Origin of the sequence: Mycobacterium sp. 134 (genome assembly GCF_048282715.1) — a bacterium.
Classification (GTDB): Bacteria; Actinomycetota; Actinomycetes; order Mycobacteriales; family Mycobacteriaceae; genus Mycobacterium; species Mycobacterium septicum.
Genome location: NZ_JBLVUN010000008.1, coordinates 2,538,612 through 2,555,552, shown reverse-complemented (window position 1 = coordinate 2,555,552; position 16,941 = coordinate 2,538,612). Strand labels below are relative to the sequence as shown.

Genomic DNA, 16,941 nt, shown 5'->3' with positions numbered 1-16,941 from the left:
CTACAGGTATGCGGTCTGATTGACCAACCGGACCGAAGATCCTCCGTCGGCGTAGAACTCGGCGATCGACAGCGATGCCAGGTCAAGATGCAACCGGTACAGAATTCCCTCGCCGGCATCGAGCGCCAGCCGCAGGATCGTCTTGATCGGCGTCACGTGGGAGACCACCAGAACCGTCGCCTCGCCGTACTCGGAGATGATCCGGTTGCGGGCCCGGCGGACCCGGTGGGCCACCGCGTCGAAGCTCTCACCCCCGGGCGGCTCGACGCTCGTGTCCCGCAGCCAGCGCCGGTGCAGTTCCGGATCCCGTTGCGCGGCTTCGGCGAACGTGAGCCCTTCCCAGTCGCCGAAGTCTGTCTCGATCAGGTCGTCGTCGACGCGGACATCCACACCGAGCGCCTTGGCCGCAGCCGTCGCCGTCTCATACGCCCGCTCCAGCGGCGAGGTGACCACCGCCGCAACGCCGCCGCGGGCACCGAGATACCGCGCGGCGGCATCGGCCTGCCTGCGCCCCTCCTCGGTCAGCGCCGGGTTGCCGCGCCCCGAATACCGGCGGGCGATCGACAATTCGGTCTGACCGTGGCGCAGGAGCAACAGCCGGGTGGGCGCCCCGGTGGCACCGGTCCAGCCGGGTGCCGACAGTGCGGCCTTTTCGGCCTCCGCAGGTTTGTCGCTGACGATGCCCGCCGCCGCGTCCATCGCCTCGTTCGCCAGCCGGTCGGCATGGCTGTTGCGTTCCCGCGGGATCCACGCGTAGCTGACCCGTTCGAAACCAGCGGCCAGTTCGGCGGCCCGGCGCTGCAGCGGAATCAGGTCGGGATGCTTGACCTTCCAGCGGCCCGACATCTGTTCCACGACAAGCTTGGAATCCATCGACACCGCCACCTCGGCAGCGCCCAGCTCGGTGGCGGCCTCCAGACCGGCGATCAGTCCGCGGTATTCGGCGACGTTGTTGGTGGCCCGGCCGATCGCTTCCTTGCGCTCGGCCAGCACTGCGTCGTGGTCGGCGTCGAGCACGACGGCGCCGAAGCCCGCCGGTCCGGGATTGCCCCGGGAGCCGCCGTCTGCTTCGACGAGTACCTTCACTGCTTGATCCGCAAGAGGATTGCCCCGCACTCGGGGCAACGCAGCACGTCGTCCTCGGCGGCCGCGGCGATCCGGGCGCTCTCGCCGCGGTCGATCTCGATCCGGCAGGCGCCGCAGCGCCGGCCCTGGAGCAGCCCGGCCCCGCGCCGCCCCGGGACCGCTGGCGTTCATAGAGATTGACGAGTTCAGGGTCGATGACGCTGACCAGCCCGTCGCGGCGAGTCACCGCCTGATGCTTGGCCTGGTCGATCTCCACCAGCGCGGCATCCCGGGCCCGCTGCGCCGCGGACAGAGCGGTCTGCAGGTCGTCGATACGTTGCAGCGCCTCGGCCTGCTGGTTCGACAGTTCCTCGCGTCGTTCCATGAGCTCCAGCAGCGAATCCTCCAGGCTGGTTTGCCTGCGCTGCAACGTTTCCAGCTCGTGCTGGATCTCGGCGACCTGCTTGGCGCCCACCGTGCCGCCGTCGATCAGCCCGCGGTCGCGGTCCTCACGCTGACGGACCGAGTCGATCTCGCTCTCCAGCTTGGTCACCTGGGCTTCCAGGTCTTCCAGCGCGATGCCGAGGACGCCCACCCCGTCGCTGGCCCCGGCGTGCGCAGCCTGCGCCTCGTCCACCTGCTGCTGTTCGCCCAGGTTCTTGGCGCGGTGCGCCAGGCGCCCGAGTTCGGCATCGACCTCGGTCAGCGCGAGAAGCGAACGTTGTTGTTTTACTTCGGCTTTCATGCCCTGACTTTCATGTAGCTGTGGTTTCCTGCGTTCATTTCGTCCGCTGCGGTCAGCACTCGACGTTCCACGGGTCGGTGCGCACCGAGGACACCCGGACCTGCAGCGCATCGCCGAACCGTCCGCGCAGCACCCCGGCCGCCTGGGCGCACCAGGGGAATTCGGTGGCCCAGTGCGCCACGTCGACCAGCGCGACCGATGAGGCCCGACGATGCTCGTCGGCCGGGTGATGCCGCAGATCCGATGTGACATAGGCCTGTACGCCGGCCCGGGCCACCGTGCCCAGCAGTGAATCGCCCGCTCCCCCGCACACCGCGACCCGCGACACCATCGCGTCGGGATCACCCGAGGTCCGCACACCCCACGAGGTCGCCGGGAGGGCCGCTCGCACCCGGGATGCGAAGGCCGACAACGGGACCGGTCGGTCCAGCTCGCCGATCCGCCCGATCCCCACGTCACCGGGGATCGGGGCCAGGGCGAAGATGTCGAAGGCAGGTTCCTCATAGGGATGCGCGGCCCGCAGCGCGGACAGGATGGTCGCGCGCAGCCGTGACGGCGCGATCACCTCCACCCGGTCCTCGGACACCTGCTCCACGGTGCCCACCTCGCCGATGGCCGGGGTGGCGCCGTCGTGCGGCAGGAACTGCCCGGTTCCGGCCACGCTCCAACTGCAGTGCGAGTAGTCGCCGATGCGCCCGGCGCCCGCGTCGAACAGCGCCTCACGCACCTTCGTCGCGTCCGAGGCCGGCACGAACACCACCCATTTGTCCAGATCGGGACCCGATGCCGCCGGCGACAGCACCGCGTCGACGGTCAGGCCCAGTGCCTCGGCCAGCGCATCGGACACCCCGGGCGAGGCCGCATCGGCATTGGTGTGCGCGGTGAACAACGCCCGCCCGGTGCGGATCAACCGGTGGATCAGGGCGCCTTTGGCGGTGTCGGCCGCGACGGTGTCCACGCCGCGCAGCAGCAGCGGGTGATGCGCCAGCAGCAGTCCGCGTTCGGGTACCTCGTCGACCACGGCCTCGGTCGCGTCGACTGCGATGGTCACCGATTCGACCGGCTCGTCGGGATCGCCGCACACCAGCCCCACCGAGTCCCAGTCGTGGGCCAGCTGCGGCGGGTACGCCGCGTCCAGTGCGGCGATCACGTCGGCCAATGGCACCCCGACCGGTCGCGCGCTCATTGCAGCACCTCCGTCATGGCGTCGACCAGCGCGGGCCATTCCGGCCGCACCGCGGCGCGCAGGTAATTTTCCGGCAGGCCCACGAAAGTATCGCAACGGCGTACCGCAATGCTTTTGCTTTCCAGATGTTTTCGCATCAGCTCCGCGTCGGGCACCGTGAACAGGACAAATGGCGCGTCGCCGGCCACCACGTGCAGTCCGAGCCCATCGAGACCGGCGACCATCGCGCCCCGGAGCTCGGCGAGGCGGCGCGCCCCGGCATCGGCCTCGGCCACCGCCTCAGGACTGCTGGCCACCGCGATCGCCTCCAGTTGCAGCGTGCCCAGCGGCCAGTGCGGGCGCCGCGCGGTGAGCCAGGGCCAGCACCTCGGGCGCACCCAGGGCATAGCCCACCCGCAGCCCGGCCAGTGACCAGGTCTTGGTCAGGCTGCGCAGTACCAGCACGTCGGGCAGCGAGTCGAAGGCCAGCGTCTGCGCCTCACCGGGGATGCCGTCGGCGAACGCTTCGTCGACGACGATCAGCCGGCCCGGCCGGCGCAACGCCAGGATGTCCTCGCGGCGGTGCAGCACCCCGGTGGGATTGGTCGGGTTGCCGACCACCACCAGGTCGGCCGCGTCCGGCACCGCGATGCCGGTCAGGGTGAACGGCGGCGGCAACACCACGTGGTGAATCGGCACCCCGGCTTCGGCCAGGACCGCTTCGGGTTCGGTGAACGACGGGGCGATCAGGGCGGCCAGCTGCGGCCGCAGTCCGGCCAGCAGGGCGAATCCCTCGGCTCCGCCGGCCAGCAGGGCCACCTCGTCCGCGGCACGGCCGTGGCGGGTCGCGACGGCTTCGACGGCCCGGCGGTGATCGGCCTGGCTCGGGTAGCTGCCCAGGTCGGGCAGCCGGGACGCCAACCGGTCGGTCAACCAGACCGGCGGACCGCCGGGACGCACGTTGACCGCGAAGTCCAGCATGCCCGGCAATGCGGCCTGGTCGCCGTGGTAGCGGGCGCCGGCACGGGCCCCTACACGGTTTCGACTCGACACAGCACGACCCTAGTGGTCGGGGTGCTCAGCTGGGCATCCGGAGGACTGCCCGCGGCATACGGGAGAATGGGCACGTGACTGACACGCTGGAACTCACCCGACCGCAGCTGGTGCTGTTCGACCTCGACGGCACCCTGACCGATTCGGCGGCCGGGATCGTGTCGAGTTTCCGCCACGCGCTGGCCCATGTGGGTGCCGGGGTCCCCGACGGTGACCTGGCCGGACGCATCGTGGGCCCGCCCATGCACGAGACGCTGCAGTCGTTGAGCCGCGGGGAGACGAGCTTCGACGCCGACGCCGCGATCGCCGCCTACCGCGCCGATTACACGAGCCGCGGCTGGGCGATGAACAGCCTGTTCGACGGCGTCGAGCCGTTGTTGGCGGATCTGCGCGCGGCCGGGGTGCGGCTGGCCGTCGCGACCTCGAAGGCCGAGCCCACGGCGCGGCGCATCCTGGAGCATTTCGGCCTGGACGGCTATTTCGAGGTGATCGCGGGGGCCAGCCCCGACGGCGTCCGCGCGGCCAAGGCCGATGTGGTCGCCTACGCGCTGGCCCAACTGGAGCCCCTGCCGCAGCGCGTCCTGATGGTCGGTGACCGAATGCACGATGTCGAGGGCGCGGCCGAGCACGGCATCGACACCGTGGTCGTCGGCTGGGGCTATGGCGCCACGGACTTCTCCGGCCCCACCGCGGTCGCCGCGCACGCCCACGTCGACACCGTGGCCGCACTTCGGGAGGTGCTCGGTGTCTGAGATTTCCACTGAGCCGGTTCTGCACGTCACGTTCGTGTGCTCGGGCAACATCTGCCGGTCCCCCATGGCCGAGAAGATGTTCGCCCACCAGATCAGCGAACGCGGCCTGGCCGATGTGGTCCGGGTGAGCAGCGGCGGCACCGGCGGCTGGCATGCCGGTGACGGCGCCGACACGCGTGCCTGCCTGGTGTTGCGCGAGCGCGGTTATCCCAGCGACCACGTCGCCGCCCAGGTCTCCGACGACCATCTCGGCGCCGACATGGTGGTCGCACTCGGCCGTAACCACCTGCGGATCCTGACCGATCTGGGGGTGCCGGGCGACCGGCTGCGGATGCTGCGGTCGTTCGACCCGCGCTCGGGCGCGCATGCTCGCGATGTGGAGGACCCCTATTACGGCGCCAAGACTGATTTCGAGGATGTGTTCACCGTGATCGAAGCGTCCCTGCCCGGGCTGCACGCCTGGGTCGATCAGGCACTGACCGCCCGAGGAATCGTGGCCTGATGAAGCGGCTGACCTTCCTGTTCCGGCCCCAGTGGATCGCGCTGTTCATCGTGGTCGCGGCATTCGCGTACCTGTGTTTCACCGTGCTGGCGCCGTGGCAGCTGGGCAAGAACACCAAGACCTCGCGGGAGAACAACCAGATCAGCCATTCGCTGCAGGCCGATCCGGTTCCGGTCACCACCCTTCTGCCGCAACAGGATTCGGTGGCACCCGACGCCCAGTGGCAGCGGGTCACCGCTACCGGCCACTACCTGCCCAAAGCCGAGGTGCTGGTCCGGCTGCGGGTGGTCGACGGCGAGCCGGCCTTCGAGGTGCTCACCCCGTTCGCCGTGGATGGCGGGCCGGTGGTGCTGGTCGATCGCGGCTTCATCACCCCCATCGACGGAAACAAGGTGCCTGAGTTCGCGGGCGCACCCACGGGCCAGGTGACCATCACCGCGCGCCTGCGTGATGCGGAAGCCCGGGTCGCGGGCAAGGAGCCGTTCCGCGGCGAGGATGGCGCCCAGCAGGTGTATTCGATCAACACCGAGCAGATCTCCTCGATCACCGGGGTTCCACTGGCCGGGTCGTATCTGCAGTTGGTGGCCGACCAGCCCGGCGGGCTCGGGGAGATCTCTCTCCCCACCTCGACGCCGGACCGTTTTTGTCCTATGGCATCCAGTGGATCGCCTTCGGGATCGTCGCCCCGCTGGGACTGGGCTACTTCATCTACGCCGAGATACAGCAACGCCGGCGCGAACGGGCCGCCGCCCAGAAGGCGTCCGACGAGCCCGCCCGGGAACTCACCAGCGAGGAGAAGCTCGCCGACCGCTACGGAAAGCGCCGCTGAGCGCCAACAGCACTGCCACCGCGGCCGCCGAGGCCTGTACGGCGCGCGAGAGTCGCACCGTCCGGGCCACATCCACCACCTCGGGGATACGCCCGTCGCCCAGGGTCGGCCGGATCTCCAGCTGATGCGCGTACTGCGTCGGGCCGCCCAGGCGCACCCCGAGCGCCCCGGCGAAGGACGCCTCGGCCACTCCGGCATTGGGGCTGGGATGGCGGGACGCGTCGCGCCGCCAGGCGCGCAACGCCGCGGCCGGCGACCCGTCCACCACCGGGGCACACAGCACCGCCAGCACCCCGGTCAACCGGGCCGGCAGATAGTTCAGTACATCGTCGAATCTGGCTGCAGCCCAACCGAAGTAGTTGTAGCGCGGCGAACGGTGCCCGATCATCGCGTCCAGCGTGTTGGCTCCCCGATACACCAGCACCCCCGGTACCCCGCCGATCGCCGCCCAGAACAGCGGTGCCACCTGGGCGTCAGAGGTGTTCTCAGCCAGCGATTCCACGGTGGCCCTGGTCAGGCCCGAGACATCCAGCGCGGCGGGATCCCGCCCACACAGGGAGGGCAGTAGTCGACGGGCTCCGGCCACGTCGTCGGTGGCCAGCAACGTCGCCATCTGATGCCCGACCCGGTTGAGCGATGTGCCGCCGAGCGCGACGTAGGTGGCCGCTGCCGTCACCCAGATCCGGTCGCCGCGCCCCACAGCCCAGCCCAGCCCGGCCAGCCCGCCGAGCAACAGCCCGGTGTGCAGGACGCCTGCCCCGCGATTGTCGGCGTAGGTCAGCTTTTCCAACCGTGCTGCGCCAGTGCCGAACCCGGCCACCGGATGCCCGCGGCGCGGATCCCCCAGCAGCAGATCGGCCAGGAATCCCACGGCGATACCGGCGGCCCGACCCTGCCAGGCCTGTCGGCTTCTACGCGCAAACACCTCGGCAGCGTCTCACAAGTGGTCTACTCGAATTCATGAGGCTGGGTCCGGTACGACGCCCGCGACGGGTCACCGATCTGCTCAACCCGGCGGCGGCGCTGCTGCCCGCGGCCAACGTGATCATGCAGCTGTCCGCCCCTGGTGTCGGTTACGGCGTCCTGGAGAGCCCGGTGGACAGCGGCAACGTCTACAAGCATCCGTTCAAACGGGCCCGCACCACCGGCACCTACCTGGCCGCGGCCACCATGGGCACCGATGCCGACCGTGCGCTGCTGCGCGCGCAGATCGACAGGGTGCATGCCATGGTCCGCTCGCGAGAGTCAAGCCCGGTGTCCTACAACGCTTTCGATCCGCAGTTGCAGCTGTGGGTGGCGGCCTGCCTGTACCGCTACTACGTCGACATGCACGAGTTCCTCTACGGTCCGCTCGACGAGGAATCCGCTGACGCGATCTACGCCGACGCCCGCACCCTGGGCACCACTCTGCAGGTGCGCGACGAGATGTGGCCCGAGGACCGCAACGCCTTCGACGCGTACTGGAAGCAGTCGCTGCAGGACCTGCGGATCGACCCGCCGGTGCGTGAGCACCTGCACGGGGTGGCCGCGATGGCGTTCCTGCCCGCGCCGTTACGGCTGCTGGCCGGGCGGTTCAACCTGTTCGCCACCACCGGGTTCCTGCCCGCGGAGTTCCGCGGTCACATGCGGATGAGCTGGACGGCCGATCAACAGCGGCGGTTCGAGCGGTTGTTGGCCGGGCTGCGGGTCGCCGATCGCGTGATCCCGCACGAGGTGTGGCTGTTGGGCTACCAGCTTTATCTGTGGGACATGCGGATCCGTGACCGCTTCGGCAAACGGGTGGTCTGATCGAGGAGGCGAAGATGACGTTCCCCGCGCTCGCTCATGTGGCGGTCACCGTCCGCGATCTGGCGGTCAGCGGCCCGTGGTATCGCACGCTGTTCGGCGCCGATCCGGTGCTCGACGAGGACACCGACGCCGGCTTCCATCACCTGGTGTGGCTACTGGAGGGTGGCACGCTGTTCGGCATCCATCAACACCGGAATCCCCCGCCCGACGAGGGTTTCAGCGAGTTCCGGGTGGGCCTGGACCACGTCGGCTTCGGCTGCGCGTCGCGTGCGGACCTGCAGGCCTGGGTGGATCGGCTCGACGGGCTGGGCATCGCCCACGGCGGGATCGTCGACGCGCCGTACGGGTCGGGGCTGAGTTTTCGTGATCCCGACGGCATCGCCCTGGAGTTCTTCGCCGGGAACTGAACTCTGGTGGTACCGCAGGGTATCGCGGACCGGCGCGGATATGATCCGACGCGGAGGTCCCTTTGAAAGACGCCATTGTCCTGGTTGCCGTTTCGCTGGCAATCGGATTCGCGCTCGGCGGCCTGCAGTCATCCGGCCCGCCGGCCGCCGCCCCTGAGCCACCGGCTCCGCCGTTGCCGCGTCCGGGCGTCTACACCGTCACCGAGATCTCCGGCAACGCCGCGCCGCACCCCTACGACTGGACCCTGACGGGCTGCGGGCCCGAATGTCTGCGCGTGCACTCGCCCGCGCCGGAGGGCGACTGGCAGCTGGACCTATCGTGGGATGACGGCGCCGACCGGCACAAGGGCGCCTGGGTCGGTGAGCGCGTCAACCCCGGCGTGCAGTGCCGACCCGGCAGCTCCCAGCCGAAGACCGGCCCGGTTGCGTTCAAGTACGTCATCAGGCGCGATCTCACCGGGTTCGTCAACATGAAGTTCTCCCGGGAGAGCCCTTCGTGCTGGGGTGAGACCGCGATGCGCGGCCAGGAACTCGCACTCAAACGCGCGAAGCCGGTGTGGTCCTAGGAATTTATTGGTGGGCGCGGACGGTATCGAACCGCCGACCGCTGGTGTGTAAATGGTTTCCTGACACATTCTTGGTGTCTCTCCACTACGTTGCCGGCGCATCCACGCAGGTCAATGCGCCGCATCCGTTTCACAGTGTTCAATGGTCTTTCGCCTACTTTCACGCGCCCTGGCACACTCTCGGACAACCGGGGGGTGTTTGGGTTTCCGGTGAATCCGGCCGCCCAGGGCTCACTCGCTGCATGCCCGCTCACAGCGACGCGGGCTGACAGTGAGTGGCTCGCGGACGCCAAGGGTAGGGATAGACAGGCGAGTCTCAGCGCCGCTGGGGTCAGCACCGAGTTAGGGACGCAGATACACAGGTCGGCGAGGTCACGCCGAGGGTGATCTGCCGGCGTCGATCTGGCTTATGACGCGGACGCCCGACCCGTGCTGTCTGGCGCCGCAAGACAATCGAGGTGACGACCACGGTACGTCACCTCGCAGTGAGAGGGCCGGCTCCGCCCGGCAGCGTTGACACCACCGGTAGCGTCAACACACGCGGTTCTAGACCTTTCGCCGTATGGATCAGATGTATCGAGTCGTCGGCGCAACCGCAAGAGGGACCAGTGGTCCGCTAGGCTCAGGTATCGATACTTCCGGAGCGGTGGGAGAAAATGTCGGAAACCCTTCTCGGACAGGAATACGAAGAAAACGAGCCGTTAGGCATCGAGGCGGAGCAAGATTCATCCGAAACTGAGTTCCAAGACATCGAGCGACCCTGGGACCCTGAAAGCATTCGAGTCACGACCAAAACGTTTTCGTTGCGTCATATACTTGACTTAATTGAGGAGAATTCCCTCGACATCGCCCCAGATTTCCAGCGGCTACAAGTGTGGAAAATTAAGCAAAAGGCCCAACTTATTGAATCGATTCTTCTCCAAATTCCACTTCCAGCTTTCTACTTTTCGGAAGATGCCGATGGCTACTTGCGCGTAGTAGACGGGCTCCAGCGACTATCAACGGTTCGCGACTTCGTGCGCGGTTCAGAATTCGACGGTCGCGGGTTTGCCCTACGACAACTTGAGTATTTAGTGGACGTGGAAGGCTCGCGCTTTACGGACCTACCCGCCCCATGGCAGCGCCGGATCTATAATGCACAGATTGTTGCGCACGTCATCGATCCGGCGACACCTGCACCAGTCAAATATGACATCTTCCGACGTATTAACACTGGTGGTACTCCACTCAATGCTCAAGAGATCAGGCACTGCATGAGCAAGAAGCGGAGTCGAGATTTCTTACACGACTGCGTTGATACTCCTCAATTTCGAAGTGCGACCCGAGGAGCCCTTGAGAAGCAGAGGCGGATGATCGACCGTGAAGTCGTACTGCGATTTATCGCCTTCACCCGCATGGGTGACTACGCAAGATACCGAGAACTCGGCCCCATGGAAACCTTGCTCTTGAGAACGACCGAGGAGCTCGACGACCCCCGAATTGTATCCGACGACGACCTGCATCATTTATATGGTGCTCTAATGCAAGGTCTTGTTAATTCTGAGATCGTTTTCGGCGAGCACGCATTTCGAAAGTGGCCCACTTATTCTGACACTCTAAACCCTTTCAATCGAGCACTCTTCGAGACTTGGACCACGATACTCGCAGGGTATACAACGGATATGATTGATCGCGCCGCTTCTGAAATCGCCACAAATGCACGACATCGTATGTCGAACGATTTTCAGTATATTGACTCGATAAGTACATCTACCGGCGACTACCGGCGAGTCGAGATGCGGTTTAACACCGCAGACTCCATCGTCCAGGACGCGCTAAGATGATTGATAGTTTGGAAATCAGAAACTTCAAGTGTTTCGCTGAACAGCAATTGCGATTTCGGCCTCTAACTGTGCTCACAGGGCAAAGTAGTGGCGGCAAGAGTTCCGTAATTCAGGCTATCGCCATAATGTTCTCGGAGCACGAGCGAATCCGACAGGTATCCGTAGCGGATGTCGGCGGAGCATCTTTAGGCGAAGCGCAGGACATCTTATACCAGGGTGCGGAATCTCCGGTAATTACCTTCGCCGCAGTTAGGGAAGAATCACGCTGGACCCTGGGGCTCGAGGTACCCGCAGTTAGAAGCATGATCCTCGAAATCATCGAGGAGGTCGGCAAAGCAGAATTCGATGCTGGCCTGCCAACGGTTGGACAGTTTGCGTACCTTTCCGCCGAGCGATCGGGACCACGCGACCTACAGGCAATATCGCCCGCAGCCGCGGACGACCTCAATGTCGGCCCACGAGGGGAATACTGCGCTCATGTTTTAAGCAAGCTCGAGCGCGAGACCGTAGTAGCCGGCCGACGCCACCCCGAGACTGACGAACGCGGCGGAGTAATTACTTTCGCAGCACAAGTCGAGGCGTGGATGTCCACAATTGTTTGCCCCATACGCATCAATGCGACATGGATTCCTGGAGCCGCCGCGGCGATGCTGCGTTTTAAACCACCAGATATACGAACGGAATGGCTCAGACCTGCGAATGTCGGTTTTGGGCTTTCATATTCGCTGCCAATTGTCGTGGCTGCACTAAGTTGCCCAGCTGGCGGATTGTTGATCGTAGAGAATCCTGAGGCACACCTGCATCCAGCCGGGCAAACAGCTATTGGCCGGTTTTTGGCGCGTATCGCAGCAAGTGGTTCACAAGTAGTTATTGAAACTCATAGCGACCACGTACTCGATGGTATTCGAATCGAAGGGACTTCGCGCGGCTGCCTGAATCCGGAAGATGTAGTTGTTCACTACTTCGAGGCCAATAGCAACCCGGTCGAACTAACTATAGATACACAGGGCGATATGTCACAATGGCCCGTTGGATTCTTCGATCAGACCGAACGAGACCTATCGGAGTTAATTCGGGTACGAACCGGTGAGTGACTTAACTTTTATCATCGATGATGAATCGGTAAGAGAGCCTAACGATCAGGTAGATTTAAATACTGGCTACACCCGCCTCGCAAAAGTGTTGTCGTCAGCACACGACGCGGGCCTGCTGGTTGTGGTGCCAGAACTTCTTTGGGTAGCGGAATGCTTCGGAGGAGTGAATTTTAGCCAACGCCTAACTGGCACTGCCCTAAATCGCGATGTCCGAATACTGATCTTGCGATTACTTAATCGCGCTTCTACCACAACGGTACCTAAAGAAGTTGTCGCAATTCGCGAATTAGTTTTGGACAGCCAGGCTCTCAGCGCAGTTCTACACGAGCCGTTGATAGAGAACACCATTGCCCTCGTGACGTTGTGGCCCTACACTGAGCGCGGATTGACTCCCGTAACAAACGAAGAAGTTGATCGCGAAGTTTACTGCGTGATGGATACAAATGACCAGATTGACTTCTATAGGTACTCATTCGAAGCCGCGAACATACAGGAGCAAGAATTTCTCTCCTTAGCTAAGCTGGCGTTTCCCAATCTGTGCTTTGCTAAGTCTCTTTCCTTCAGAAAGTTTGAAGGGAGCTACGCTGGCCTGCGCGACGCAGTTGTGCACCATTTGAGCGCCATAAACGATCGTTTCACTGAAGCCTTCCGACAGCCAGGAAGCAACTCCGACACTGTCAGTGCCATAGTTGGCGTTGACATGAGTATTGAAGGGAGTGCCCGGAGCTCCAGGAAAGCCATGGCCGAGCGTGACGTGTACTATGAAGGCATCAAATATCGATGTGAGTGGCATTCAAAAATTGAGCCTCATCGAAATAGAATACACGTACACCCAGGCGACAGCTCAACCGGAGAGAAGGTGTTAATCGGGATCTTTGTTGATCACCTATAGTCGATACGCAAGGTATTCGCGTTTAGAGCATGACGCATTTCTTCCCAAAAAGACCTGAAGGTTAGAACTCTGTTTGTTGGAGCAACAACGGTGACGGCATAGGTTCCGATGAGGGCGGGCGCCTTATCAATACTCTTCAAACCTGCCCAACCTCAACGTCACGTTCACACGCTGGCAGTGCGGCCGAACTTGACATGACCGATATCCCGAAGGTGCAGTGCCTATGAGGGTTAGTCAGTACATCGCGCGCAGTGATCCCGATCGTGGCGTCTGTCACCCGATTGGACCGCTCATGATTAGTTCGGCATAGCCGCCTCCGACGCCCACACGACCACCAACCTCGGGCTAGCGCGCTTGCTGCCGGTGATCGGATTGCTCAGGCGGGATATAGGACATGCCCGTCTTGCCATCGCAGGACTGTTACAACGTTGGAACCGGTCCGTTGTCCGTCCCTAGGACCTTCGGTGGGCCACAGTGAACACCTTCTTGAGCTCAGCGACCAACCTGTCGGCGGTGAGGGATCGCTCGACGATGTGGAGCAGCGAGACCATTGTGTGTTCATCGATCATCGACGCGATGTTGATCGCATTGGCGTCAATGGTTGAGTCAAACTGGAAGTCGAGCTCCCACCGCACGTTTGGGGGCGTCGGCTTCGATCGGTGGGATCGATGGCGCCCCTGTGCGCTCGCGCGGATTGCGCATCCGCACCTGCAAGCCCTCTTCGCGCCACAGGCGGTGGATCTTCTTCTTGTTGACCGTCAACGACCTCGTCGTAGCCCAGCGCCGCCCACGCGCGCCGAACCCACGGCCACGGGTGTTTGCTAGCGTCGGTGCGCGACCAAGCCCTCATCTCGGTATCCGAATCATCCTGTCTGCGACAACGCCAGCCGGCGGTGGGTGGAACGGGCCGGCCCAACGGCTTTGCACGCCAACCGTTCCAACATGCCGAACGTATCGTTGAGCATGTCGACACCACGGCGCTTGGCAAGCCCGGCTCAGAATTCTCCCTTGGCGGCCGGCGCCGAATATGGCGACAGCGTGGTGGCTTCGAATCTGAGCAGCAGCGGCGTAAGGATTCAAATCGTGCGGCCTTTCGCAGCGTTCAGGCGTCGGCGCCGGATCTCAACCCCGAACATTCTTTACGGCTTCGACGAGCTTCTCCATCGTCGGCAAGATCTGCTCAGGCGGGAGTCCGACTGTGCCTTCACTACTAGCGACTCCGGGCTCCGAGAATGCTCGTCGACCGAGCGCGGCGATGATGTCCTGCTGTGTCTGTTGCGGGAGGGTGGCAACATAAGCCTTCACCGAGTCAATCTGCGCCGTCAGCGTTTTCATATGCTGGGCCATCCTGCGGTGTTGGGCTGAGATCCTGCCGCTGTAGGTAGCCAGCGCGAACATGGGCAGACCGATCAGTGCCTTTATGACGACGCCATAGGTACCGGGCAGCTGACCGAGGAAATGCTGGTCCAGCGAAATGGCAAGTAGTGGCAGCCCCATGCCCAGCGACACAAATAGCATCACCAGCTTGTTCCAGTTACTGGCGCTCGCGTCTTCAGCTTTGCCGCGAGCGTCGAAAGTCTGGGCGAGTCGCTCCTTGCCACCTTCACCGGCGGCCACCTTGATGTTGTGAACAGCGGATTCGGCCTGGCGCTCGAGGCTTCCAATGCGGCGCAGTCGCTCATTGTCGCGCAGCATCGACTGAATGCGGGGACTGGAAGTGATCCTGTCGTTACTTCCACCGAGAACCTCAAGGTCTCCCAGGGCGCTGGGAACAATGAAATCGACCCACGCCTGGAGATAGAAGGTAAGTAACTCGAGGTTGGCAGGACTTGGCCTCTCAGCCAATAGCTCGGCTGATGTGCGTTCTGCCGCCTTTTTGAGGAAGTCCAGGTCGTAGGGGCGAACCAACTGGCCGAGGTGTAACCGATAGGTATCCTCTGTTCCCGGTCTGGGGAAAGCCACTTCCTCATTCAGTAAAGCCCCTAGCCCAACGACGAGGTTATCTGCGTGGTGCCGCCACGAGACATCGCTCGGTTGAACTTCAGAGTCGACTGACGTTAATGCAGTACCGAGACCAGTCACCGCGCTCATAGCCTTCTCGAACGGCTCAATCAGATGTTCGAGCGACTCACCAAGCAGGATGTCCTCGAACGGCGTACCGGTCGTTGCCAAAGATTCTCCCCCGCAATCCGACTCACACGCCCATGCAATCGTCACCCTTGAGGCTCTACTCCGTTTCTATCACTCGTAGCGGGCATCCCACGTCTTCGGGTGCGTCCCGAGCAGTTGGCCCATGGTCAGGCCGGGCACCACGCTGCTTCGTGGCACGTCGCCTCGACGAAAACCTTGGCACTCTCTTGGAACAGCAGCAGTTTGGAATCTGGCGATCGTCCGGCTCGAAAGGCTCTGAACTGGGAATTTGATGGTGGGCGCGGACGGTATCGAACCGCCGACCGCTGGTGTGTAAAACCAGAGCTCTACCACTGAGCTACGCGCCCCGTCGCAGGCACGGTACACGCCGCATGGGCGTGACCGGAAATCAAGCCTGCAATGCCGCCAATGCCTCCCGCCACACGACCTGATCGCGGGCTTGACCCGGGTCCATCATCTCCGCGAAGCGGATCTGGCCGGCCCGGTCGACGACGAACGTGCCCCGATTCGGGTATCCGGCATCGGCGTTGAACACGCCGTAGGCCTGGGTGACCGCGCCGTGCGGCCAGAAATCCGACAGCACCGGGAACGTGAATCCGCTTTCGATGGACCAGATCTTGTGCGTCGGAGGCGGTCCGACCGAGATGGCCAGCGTCGCGGTGTCGTCGTTCTCGTACAACGGCAGCTTGTCGCGGATCTCTCCGAGTTCGCCCTCGCACACGCCGGTGAAGGCCAGCGGAAAGAACACCAGCAGCACGTCCTTGGCGCCGCGGTACCCGCTGAGTGTGATCGGCCTGCCGTTCTGGTCCCGGAGCGTGAAATCGGGCGCCGGGGCCCCAACGGCCAGCATCAGGTCCGCTTGCCCGCTGCTTTGGATTTCGGCTGCACCAACCGGCTCGCCGCCCAGTCCCCCAAGGTGGCCGACGAGGTCTGCATCAGACCCGCCGTCGGCGCCGATTCGGCGATCTCCGCGGGCTGCACGTGCCCGGGCTTGCCGGTCTTGGGGGTCACCACCCAGATCACGCCGTCCTCGGCGAGTGGGGTGATGGCGTCCATCAGCCGGTCGACCAGATCCCCGTCGTCGTCTCTCCACCAGAGCAATACGACATCTACGACTTCGTCCGAATCCTCATCGAGCAGCTCGGAGCCGCACGCTTCCTCGATGTCGGCCCGGATGTCGTCGTCGCTATCCTCGTCCCAACCCAGTTCCTGGACTATCTGATCCTTGTGGATCCCCAGGATGTGGGCGTAGTTCGGGCCTGAGTCCGTCCCCGCCGCCGCGACCACCGTCGTCCTCCTTAACCTTTCTTCGAGCCTGTTTCAAGACTGCGTATTGCCCTATCGTCGCACGACACCGCACCCGCGCGGGTGCCCGGCGGCCCACTTTGTCCGTCCGCGCCTCAGTAAGCCTTGTCGCATCTGGTCAGTGCGTTCTCTCGGGCGGTGTTCGATCGGGTCGACGCCGCGTTGAACTGATCTGGGCCGACATGGCCGGATATCGCGGCCACAAGGACTCTTGCCGAGTCGACCCACTCGGTCAGCGCGGCGCGCAGATCCGGTGACAGCGCGTCGGACAGACCGGAGCTGACCAGATCGGCGCTGCGGTTCAGCCCGTCGATCGCGGGGCCCGCCTTGGCCGCGGTGTCGCCGTTGTTGTTGACGGCCTCGACATACCCGTTGACGGCATTGACCGCGTCGACGGCCGAGGTGCTGAGGTCCTCGCACACGGTGTGCACGGCGCGCGTGGTCAGGGAGGCCTGACGTTCGGATTCGCGGGTCACCGAGCTCGCCGAGGACTCCTCGATCGACGCCTTCACCGACGCCCGGTAGTCGGGCGCCGCGGCGGAATCCACCTGTGCGGTACCGCCGGTAACAGCCGAACAACCCACCACGACCATCGCTATCACCGCGGCACCACCGAGTGCACACGCGGCGATACGCGCCTTTGCCCCAAACCGCCCATCAACCGGCACGATCTGCAGACGTTACCGGTTCAGAAAGCAACTGATGGGTAACTTCCGCAGCGCCACCCCCAGCGACACCGAGGCGGCAAGATGGGTGGACGATAGAAGGTGCCACAAGCACTGTTAGTTGTTACCGCCTAACAAG

At 64.1% G+C, this 16,941-nt stretch carries 16 protein-coding genes, 1 tRNA gene and 3 pseudogenes; 9 read left to right on the top strand and 11 right to left on the bottom strand.

What is annotated here, in order from left to right; genetic code table 11:
* From ACNQVK_RS16950 to cobC, 4 genes and pseudogenes are all read right to left on the bottom strand, one after another.
* The gene (locus ACNQVK_RS16950; RefSeq protein WP_418030443.1) at positions 1-1,086 is read right to left on the bottom strand and encodes a bifunctional RNase H/acid phosphatase; all 1,086 of its coding nucleotides are present in this window, start codon (positions 1,084-1,086) and stop codon (positions 1-3) included.
* Positions 1,083-1,810 (bottom strand): annotated as a pseudogene (locus ACNQVK_RS16945) (zinc ribbon domain-containing protein). The gene ACNQVK_RS16950 and the pseudogene ACNQVK_RS16945 overlap by 4 nt, the downstream one beginning before the upstream one ends.
* A gap of 52 nt (positions 1,811-1,862) precedes the next feature.
* The gene (locus ACNQVK_RS16940; RefSeq protein WP_418030442.1) at positions 1,863-2,996 is read right to left on the bottom strand and encodes a Nif3-like dinuclear metal center hexameric protein; all 1,134 of its coding nucleotides are present in this window, start codon (positions 2,994-2,996) and stop codon (positions 1,863-1,865) included.
* Positions 2,993-3,956 (bottom strand): annotated as a pseudogene (gene cobC / locus ACNQVK_RS16935) (Rv2231c family pyridoxal phosphate-dependent protein CobC). The gene ACNQVK_RS16940 and the pseudogene cobC overlap by 4 nt, the downstream one beginning before the upstream one ends.
* Positions 3,957-4,102: 146 nt before the next feature.
* Between cobC and ACNQVK_RS16930 the strand changes: the two are divergent.
* From ACNQVK_RS16930 to ACNQVK_RS16920, 3 genes and pseudogenes are all read left to right on the top strand, one after another.
* Positions 4,103-4,780: an HAD-IA family hydrolase gene (locus ACNQVK_RS16930; RefSeq protein ID WP_090431333.1), complete on the top strand. Its 678-nt coding sequence runs from the start codon at positions 4,103-4,105 to the stop codon at positions 4,778-4,780.
* Positions 4,773-5,282, top strand: a complete 510-nt coding sequence (locus ACNQVK_RS16925) for a low molecular weight protein-tyrosine-phosphatase (RefSeq protein ID WP_418030441.1) — start codon at positions 4,773-4,775, stop codon at positions 5,280-5,282. The genes ACNQVK_RS16930 and ACNQVK_RS16925 overlap by 8 nt, the downstream gene beginning before the upstream one ends.
* Positions 5,282-6,111 (top strand): annotated as a pseudogene (locus ACNQVK_RS16920) (SURF1 family protein). Before ACNQVK_RS16925 ends, ACNQVK_RS16920 begins: the two are co-directional and overlap by 1 nt.
* Here the strand turns inward: ACNQVK_RS16920 and ACNQVK_RS16915 are convergent.
* Positions 6,065-7,036, bottom strand: coding sequence for a cobalamin biosynthesis protein (locus ACNQVK_RS16915; RefSeq protein WP_418030440.1), 972 nt, complete (start codon positions 7,034-7,036; stop codon positions 6,065-6,067). The pseudogene ACNQVK_RS16920 and the gene ACNQVK_RS16915 overlap by 47 nt on opposite strands.
* 35 nt (positions 7,037-7,071) lie before the next feature.
* Between ACNQVK_RS16915 and ACNQVK_RS16910 the strand changes: the two genes are divergently transcribed.
* The 6 genes from ACNQVK_RS16910 to ACNQVK_RS16885 all read left to right on the top strand — a co-directional run bounded on the left by ACNQVK_RS16910 (position 7,072) and on the right by ACNQVK_RS16885 (position 12,681).
* The gene (locus ACNQVK_RS16910) at positions 7,072-7,899 is read left to right on the top strand and encodes an oxygenase MpaB family protein (RefSeq protein ID WP_418030439.1); all 828 of its coding nucleotides are present in this window, start codon (positions 7,072-7,074) and stop codon (positions 7,897-7,899) included.
* Between the two features lie 14 nt (positions 7,900-7,913).
* A complete protein-coding gene (locus ACNQVK_RS16905; RefSeq protein WP_418030438.1) occupies positions 7,914-8,306 on the top strand; it encodes a VOC family protein in 393 nt (130 codons plus the stop codon).
* A gap of 62 nt (positions 8,307-8,368) precedes the next feature.
* On the top strand, positions 8,369-8,872 hold the full coding sequence (locus tag ACNQVK_RS16900) for a hypothetical protein (RefSeq protein ID WP_418030437.1): 504 nt from the start codon (positions 8,369-8,371) through the stop codon (positions 8,870-8,872).
* 656 nt (positions 8,873-9,528) lie between these two features.
* Positions 9,529-10,695 carry a DUF262 domain-containing protein gene (locus ACNQVK_RS16895; RefSeq protein ID WP_418030436.1) on the top strand — a complete coding sequence of 389 codons (1,167 nt, stop codon included), beginning with the start codon at positions 9,529-9,531 and terminating at the stop codon, positions 10,693-10,695.
* Entirely contained in the window at positions 10,692-11,789 is a 1,098-nt protein-coding gene (locus ACNQVK_RS16890) for a DUF3696 domain-containing protein (RefSeq protein WP_418030435.1), read from the top strand. The genes ACNQVK_RS16895 and ACNQVK_RS16890 overlap by 4 nt, the downstream gene beginning before the upstream one ends.
* Positions 11,782-12,681, top strand: a complete 900-nt coding sequence (locus tag ACNQVK_RS16885) for a hypothetical protein (protein ID WP_418030434.1) — start codon at positions 11,782-11,784, stop codon at positions 12,679-12,681. Before ACNQVK_RS16890 ends, ACNQVK_RS16885 begins: the two co-directional genes overlap by 8 nt.
* A 606-nt stretch (positions 12,682-13,287) precedes the next feature.
* Here ACNQVK_RS16885 and ACNQVK_RS16880 read toward each other — a convergent pair.
* From ACNQVK_RS16880 to ACNQVK_RS16855, 6 genes are all read right to left on the bottom strand, one after another.
* On the bottom strand, positions 13,288-13,443 hold the full coding sequence (locus ACNQVK_RS16880; RefSeq protein WP_418030433.1) for a hypothetical protein: 156 nt from the start codon (positions 13,441-13,443) through the stop codon (positions 13,288-13,290).
* Between the two features lie 360 nt (positions 13,444-13,803).
* Positions 13,804-14,853 carry a hypothetical protein gene (locus ACNQVK_RS16875; RefSeq protein WP_418030432.1) on the bottom strand — a complete coding sequence of 350 codons (1,050 nt, stop codon included), beginning with the start codon at positions 14,851-14,853 and terminating at the stop codon, positions 13,804-13,806.
* A gap of 251 nt (positions 14,854-15,104) precedes the next feature.
* A tRNA-Val gene (locus tag ACNQVK_RS16870) sits at positions 15,105-15,179 on the bottom strand.
* A 41-nt stretch (positions 15,180-15,220) separates the two neighbouring features.
* Positions 15,221-15,682: a peroxiredoxin gene (locus ACNQVK_RS16865; RefSeq protein WP_418030431.1), complete on the bottom strand. Its 462-nt coding sequence runs from the start codon at positions 15,680-15,682 to the stop codon at positions 15,221-15,223.
* Positions 15,682-16,119, bottom strand: coding sequence for a DUF3052 domain-containing protein (locus ACNQVK_RS16860; protein WP_418030430.1), 438 nt, complete (start codon positions 16,117-16,119; stop codon positions 15,682-15,684). Before ACNQVK_RS16860 ends, ACNQVK_RS16865 begins: the two co-directional genes overlap by 1 nt.
* 113 nt (positions 16,120-16,232) lie before the next feature.
* A complete protein-coding gene (locus ACNQVK_RS16855) occupies positions 16,233-16,805 on the bottom strand; it encodes a hypothetical protein (RefSeq protein ID WP_418030429.1) in 573 nt (190 codons plus the stop codon).
* Between the last annotated feature and the right edge of the window lie 136 nt (positions 16,806-16,941).

Excerpts from the sequence above, each read along its gene's own strand:
- ACNQVK_RS16940 (WP_418030442.1), bottom strand. The coding sequence starts at position 2,996 with ATGAGCGCGCGACCGGTCGGGGTGCCATTGGCCGACGTGATCGCCGCA.
- ACNQVK_RS16910 (WP_418030439.1), top strand. The coding sequence starts at position 7,072 with ATGAGGCTGGGTCCGGTACGACGCCCGCGACGGGTCACCGATCTGCTC.
- ACNQVK_RS16905 (WP_418030438.1), top strand. The coding sequence starts at position 7,914 with ATGACGTTCCCCGCGCTCGCTCATGTGGCGGTCACCGTCCGCGATCTG.
- ACNQVK_RS16895 (WP_418030436.1), top strand. The coding sequence starts at position 9,529 with ATGTCGGAAACCCTTCTCGGACAGGAATACGAAGAAAACGAGCCGTTA.
- ACNQVK_RS16890 (WP_418030435.1), top strand. The coding sequence starts at position 10,692 with ATGATTGATAGTTTGGAAATCAGAAACTTCAAGTGTTTCGCTGAACAG.
- ACNQVK_RS16865 (WP_418030431.1), bottom strand. The coding sequence starts at position 15,682 with ATGCTGGCCGTTGGGGCCCCGGCGCCCGATTTCACGCTCCGGGACCAG.